The sequence below is a fragment of the Paracraurococcus ruber genome, assembly GCF_004353985.1.
GTDB lineage: Bacteria > Pseudomonadota > Alphaproteobacteria > Acetobacterales > Acetobacteraceae > Paracraurococcus > Paracraurococcus ruber.
Genome location: NZ_SMOA01000708.1, coordinates 1 through 441, shown reverse-complemented (window position 1 = coordinate 441; position 441 = coordinate 1). Strand labels below are relative to the sequence as shown.

The following is a 441-nucleotide window of genomic DNA, read 5'->3' as shown; positions in this document are numbered from 1 at the left end:
AGCTCCCGCCGGCGGCGGGCGATGTGGCGGATGCCGCGGCCCAGCGCGGTGGCCAGCCGGCCGATCTCATCCGCCGCGCCGGGCGCCGGGGCGCGGCGCAGGTCGCCCGCCGCGACATCCCGGGCCAGTTGCGCCAGCAGGCCGGCCGGCCGCACCAGGCCGCGGCCGGCGAGGAAGGCCATCGCCTCCCAGGCCGCCAGCGTGGCCAGCGCCGGGCCGAGCGCCAGGGCGGCCAGCAGCCCGGCACCGCCGGGCAGCGTCGCCGCCTCCGCCCGCAGCGGCCCCAGCAGGGCAAGCGCCAGGGCGAGCGCCGGCAGGGCGGCGAGCAGCAGCGCCAGCCAGCGCAGCCGGCGGGCGATGGCGGGGGCGGTGCCGAGGCTCATCCGATGGCCGTCATGCCGGGACATCCTCCGCCATCGCCCGCCGGCTGCGCTGGCTGGC

At 81.9% G+C, this 441-nt stretch carries 1 protein-coding gene; it reads right to left on the bottom strand.

The window, feature by feature from the left end:
- Positions 1 to 383 (bottom strand): HAMP domain-containing protein (locus E2C05_RS32515; protein WP_133223683.1); only part of this gene is annotated, 383 nt, incomplete at its 3' end.
- Between the last annotated feature and the right edge of the window lie 58 nt (positions 384 to 441).